4 protein-coding genes are annotated in these 5,182 nt (G+C 33.0%); all 4 read right to left on the bottom strand.

Going from position 1 to position 5,182, the window contains the following annotated elements:
• Positions 1-28 precede the first annotated feature (28 nt).
• From DW251_RS17680 to DW251_RS17670, 4 genes are read right to left on the bottom strand one after another with little or no spacing between them, the layout of a single operon-like run.
• Positions 29-475, bottom strand: coding sequence for a hypothetical protein (locus DW251_RS17680; protein ID WP_182433657.1), 447 nt, complete (start codon positions 473-475; stop codon positions 29-31).
• 2 nt (positions 476-477) lie between these two features.
• Positions 478-1,842 (bottom strand): site-specific DNA-methyltransferase, encoded by a 1,365-nt coding sequence (locus DW251_RS17675; RefSeq protein WP_243035045.1) that lies wholly within the window; start codon positions 1,840-1,842, stop codon positions 478-480.
• Positions 1,827-2,213: a hypothetical protein gene (locus DW251_RS18440; RefSeq protein ID WP_243035043.1), complete on the bottom strand. Its 387-nt coding sequence runs from the start codon at positions 2,211-2,213 to the stop codon at positions 1,827-1,829. Before DW251_RS18440 ends, DW251_RS17675 begins: the two co-directional genes overlap by 16 nt.
• Entirely contained in the window at positions 2,213-5,101 is a 2,889-nt protein-coding gene (locus DW251_RS17670; RefSeq protein WP_118301898.1) for an ATP-dependent DNA helicase, read from the bottom strand. Before DW251_RS17670 ends, DW251_RS18440 begins: the two co-directional genes overlap by 1 nt.
• Between the last annotated feature and the right edge of the window lie 81 nt (positions 5,102-5,182).

The raw sequence follows: 5,182 nt of genomic DNA, 5'->3' as shown, positions 1-5,182 counted from the left end.
TAATTTTATCTTACATCAGTTTGGAGGTTTACACAAACTTTAGGATACTCCCGAGAATTGTCTTACCTAATCCCATAGTTAATGCAAAAATATAATTTGGATAATCTTCCGCATATTTCTTTATTTGTAAAAAGTAATCATGATACTGTTTTGGTGAATAAACATCATATAATGTCATCTGCCCAGCTTCATCATAGAATCGCCTATCTGAAAAAACACCATTTCTCTTTGACCAGTCATCAAACATCTGATACATCTGTTGATTATTCATAAATTCTTTTACAAACACATACATTTCTAAGGCTTCAAACTGTGGGGTTCGTAAAAATGCGTCTGGGTTCTTTTCCTTGTCATTGTAATCCAGATATTTCTTAGTTATTTCACGATACCTATTTCTTATAATTCCTCTATTATCTACATAAAATGAACGAAGGAACTCAAAAAAGGCAAATTCCATTCCAACTTCTTTTGCCATATCTATACCTCCAGCTCAAGTGACTCAGATAACAAGTCTGTTATCTTTATTTTAATTTTACCTGCGGAATCTGGAATTTTATATATACCAGATACCAACTCATCTTTTGTCGGAATATCACAAATTGTCGGTCTCATTGTCTGACCATCATAATTCCAATCAATATAGATAGATTCTACCAACTGCCTCCAATCTTCAACAGATTCTTTCTGCATACTTAATTTCTGTAAAAGGTTCATAGGATAAAATTCTTTTATTATAATCTGATTGTTTTCTTTAACAACATTGGCATCTGCTTCCCTCTTAAATTGTAAATCTTTCTTATCCCTAAGGATATCAACTATCTCTATTTCCAAATTATACGAAGAAAGTTCCTGTTCCAACGATGCCTTCAAATCAGCTTCATGTCCCATGCAAATAATCTTAATTTTCTCCACCACCCCATTCGGATTTTCTTCCTTGCGCTTTTCAAATGTATGATACGGTAAATTAGCCTTGAGTTCCTCTAAATCAGCCTTTGTTGCAATACGATTTGTAGGCATGATTTTAACCATCCAGCCATCTAATTCTCCATCATATACTGTTGATGAATCAAATTTTTGAATACCTAATGCATCAATAATTAATTCTTTCGCCTCTACTGGATTTCTAAAGAAATCATAGTTATTCACATTATACACCTCAAAATTATTATTATTTTGCAATCCTAATAATCTTTTTGTAGTAACCTGTACTGCTCCTAAATTAATATCTGCGCCTATATATTTTCTATTCAACATACCTGCTACCGCACATAATGTTCCTGAGCCCATAAAACAATCAAAGACCAAATCTCCCGGATCTGTAGATGCCGTAATAATTCTTTCTAGTAATTTCTCCGGTTTTTGTGTTGGATACCCTGTTCTTTCTTTTGCCTGAGGATTAATAAATGGAATATCCCATACATCACTTATAGGTTTTCCCTCCATATCTGCATAATGAACTTGATACTTTCCTGAAGCTATCATTTCTTTTACTTTGGGATTATTCTTATCATATACTACTAATCCATTTGATCCATATCCACCACCAATAAGATAACCATTTTCATATTTACTTTTCAAATTATCAGTTACTTCTTTAATTGTATTAAATTTATTATTTCCTTTTGAATACATAAAAATAGTATCATGATTTTTTTGGAAACTATCTCCTGATGGTGCTGTCCATTTTTCATAATGCCATGTGATTTCATTTTTCATACAATCAAATCCAAATATCTCATCTAAAATACATCGTATATACATCGATTTATGATAATCACAATGAACATAAATTGTGCCTGTTGAACTCAATAGTTCTCTCATTATAACTAAACGTTCATACATAAATTGTAAATATTCATCATTTGTCCATATGTCACTATACTGTTTTTCTTCAAATGACGAGATATCCCCTGCAATTTTTTTGATTTTATTTTAATCTGCTTTTTATAGTCAACTTTACTATCAAATGGAGGGTCAATATATATCAAATCTATTTTTCCACGGTATTCTTTAAGCATATGACTCATAACTTGAAGATTATCTCCCCAAAATATCTTATTCATCCAACCATCCTTAGGCTCTCCATAGGATTCCTTAAGCTGTGCAGGATAATACCGCGTTGATGTATAAGGCCTTTTCCCCGTCCAATGTAACTCCGGATATCCTTTTATTGGTTGTCTTTGTTCAAATTCAAATGAAATCTGTCCATCCATTAGCAATCTCCTTTTCTTCTACAGTAATGTCTCATATCACAGTTGGCACAAAGATTTTTATCTTTAGCTCTGCCACTAAAATCTTTATGTTGTATTTTTTCAACCACTTCATCAAATTCTTTTATTGTTTTATCAATCATTTCCGTTGACTTATTAAATGTTACTGTTGGTACACCATTATCCTCACCTGTATAATACAAATGCATTTTACTTACCTTTTTGCCTGTCTTTTCCTCAATAAGATGAGCATACACTTCAAGCTGTCTCCTATAACGATTCATCTCCGCTGTTTCAATTAAAACATCTGGTTTCTTCTCGGATTTAAAGTCAACAATCTCTACTGTATCACCTTCGCCCCTGATAAGGTCAACCTTTCCAAGCAATATATAATCAGGCTTTACTAAACTTACTTCCACCTCTGCATCTTGAATTCGACTCCAGTCACTCTGATTTCTCTCAACATACCCCAAAACCTGTTTATACGCAGCTTCTATCTGCGGTTGTCCTAAATAAGAATGCTCACACTTCGATAATGTCATATAATTTGTATCAAACCACTCTCGTATTGTTTCCGGCACTATTGTCTGTTCTTCATGACGCATAGCTGCACGATGAATGTCTTCTATTGTCTCGTGCACTAAAGTTCCAAAGAGTGTTGCACCTACTCTTACCTGCGTAAATCCAAGTTCTTTAAAAAATTTATACTGTAATGCACAATTCTCATACAGAGCGATGTGAGAAGTAAAAGAATATGTATCCTTTATATTTACAGGCTTTACCTTTTCCAACTTTATTTCTGAAAGATTTACATCTTCATAAGCAGGTAGCTTCTCATAGCACTCTTCAAAATATTTGCTTGGTGTGGCTCCATGACCTTTCTTTTCACAACAAGAGAGTACCAATAAATTTTGTGCTCTTGAAAATGCCGTATAATATAATCGCCAAAAATCAAAGAATTTTATATCTTCCCTTGTCTCAAAAACTTTTCTATGAAAATATTTATTTTCTATTTCTTCTAGCAAATGATTTCCACTACTTCTCGGTGTTCCATTTAATGAATCAACAATCACTATCGGAAACTCCATTCCTTTTGACTGATGTATAGTCATAAATGAAACGCACCCACTCGGAGCATACTCCGAATCATCTTCATACTCTGTAATTCCTCCATCAAATAAGAAGCGAAAATACATATTAAAAAAACGTTCTACTGACTCTACAATATTGTTTTCCGTGAAGACATCTATCCTATGTAGATATTCGTACTTTCCCAAAATTGAAGATAAAATTGATAAGTTTCTTGCAGGTCTTTCATCTATCACCCCTGATTTCATATCTATCCCTAAGTATGTACTAAATGGTTCAAACTGTAATAACTGATACAGTAATCCTGTAAATGCGTAATCTGCATTATCCTTTCTTAGATTAGCATGCTTCTGCATCTTCTCTGCAATCCATTTTCCCAATGTATCTCTATACTGTAAAATAAGCTCTCTTGCAGCAGCTATACATTGAGTATCGTAATAATTATAGAGATTTTCAAAATCATACGAAAAATCTCTTTGTTGTAACTTACGAACATACTCTGGGAAACATAAGATCATACACCCTATTACCTGCTTTATCTCTTTTCTTTCAAAGAACATTTCCGAACGAGGTGAATAAACTTTAATACCATGTTCCTCAAGATATTCAACCATACCTATGATTTTATCCCCTTTTACAGACTTGCAAAGAACTGCAATCTGATTGTAATCAGTTAGTACACCACTACTTTTTAATTGTGTAATAAATGAATACACTTGTTCATACCAATCATCTAACAAATCTTTTCCTGAACATTTAATAACACCTACTTTAGCATCCTTTTTCCCTTCCGGCGGAACAATCTTCTTCTCAAACCTAAAATTCTTCCACATAAAATCATATGCCCTACCATCTGTTGTGCTCATCCATTTATTGTAAAAATCAATAATTTGTCTCTCTGAACGATAATTTGTAACAAGTTTAACCTGCTTACATTCTCCTTCTGCAAAATGGCCTGGAAATTCCAATATATTTCTTATTGTTGCTCCTCGAAAACGATACAAACCTTGGTCATCGTCTCCCACAACACATATATTTCTATTTTTTCCGGCAATCAAAAACACAAGTAATTCCTGTATGTAATTTGTATCCTGATATTCATCCACCATCACATATTTAATTTTCTGCTGTATTTCTTCCAATATGCTTGGTTCCTCGATCAATAATTTATATGCTTCTGTTTGAATACTTGAAAAATCAATTAAATTCTCATCTTCCATCAGGATATTGTACTGTTTCATAATATTTGCAACAGCCACAATATGTTCATCCGAGTCTTCCTGCATTTTATCAATATCAACCAATTCTTCAGCAAGATTATTAACATACTTAACTATTTCTCCGGCTTGTCTCCAAGCTCCTTGCTTTTTATCAAATATAACATCAAAATAAGGCAAGTTCCTAAATCTATTAATCTTTTGAAACACCATATACTGCTGATCAAAATTATCTAGCATCCTATAATTTTTCTTAATCCTTGTATATTCAAGATGATCTTTAAGAATTCTCAAACAAATTGAATGAAAAGTACCAATATACATTTCATTCAGATTTACGGATACTCCTATTGCATACAATTCATTTGTGATACGTGTAATCAGTTCTTTCGCAGCCTTTTCTGTAAATGTAGCAATCATTATTTCCTCAGGAAGCACATCTTTTTCAGTTATAAGATAAACAATTCTCTTTACTAATGTATATGTTTTTCCTGTACCAGGGCCTGCAATAATTAACAACGGACCATCTGTTGTAGAAATAGCACTTCTCTGTGCTTCATTTGCGTTTCCAAAATCAAATGCCATATCAGTACCCCCTCTGCATTTAATTATATACTAAAACTTCCCACACCAAAACAGGGCTTCGCACCTTGAAAATTCAATATT

The organism is Clostridium sp. AM22-11AC (assembly GCF_003473545.1).
GTDB lineage: Bacteria > Bacillota > Clostridia > Lachnospirales > Lachnospiraceae > Enterocloster.
This window is presented reverse-complemented; position numbering and strand designations above follow the sequence as displayed.

Excerpts from the sequence above, each read along its gene's own strand:
- DW251_RS17680 (WP_182433657.1), bottom strand. The coding sequence starts at position 475 with ATGGCAAAAGAAGTTGGAATGGAATTTGCCTTTTTTGAGTTCCTTCGT.
- DW251_RS17670 (WP_118301898.1), bottom strand. The coding sequence starts at position 5,101 with ATGGCATTTGATTTTGGAAACGCAAATGAAGCACAGAGAAGTGCTATT.
- DW251_RS17675 (WP_243035045.1), bottom strand. The coding sequence starts at position 1,842 with ATGTATGAACGTTTAGTTATAATGAGAGAACTATTGAGTTCAACAGGC.
- DW251_RS18440 (WP_243035043.1), bottom strand. The coding sequence starts at position 2,213 with ATGGATGGACAGATTTCATTTGAATTTGAACAAAGACAACCAATAAAA.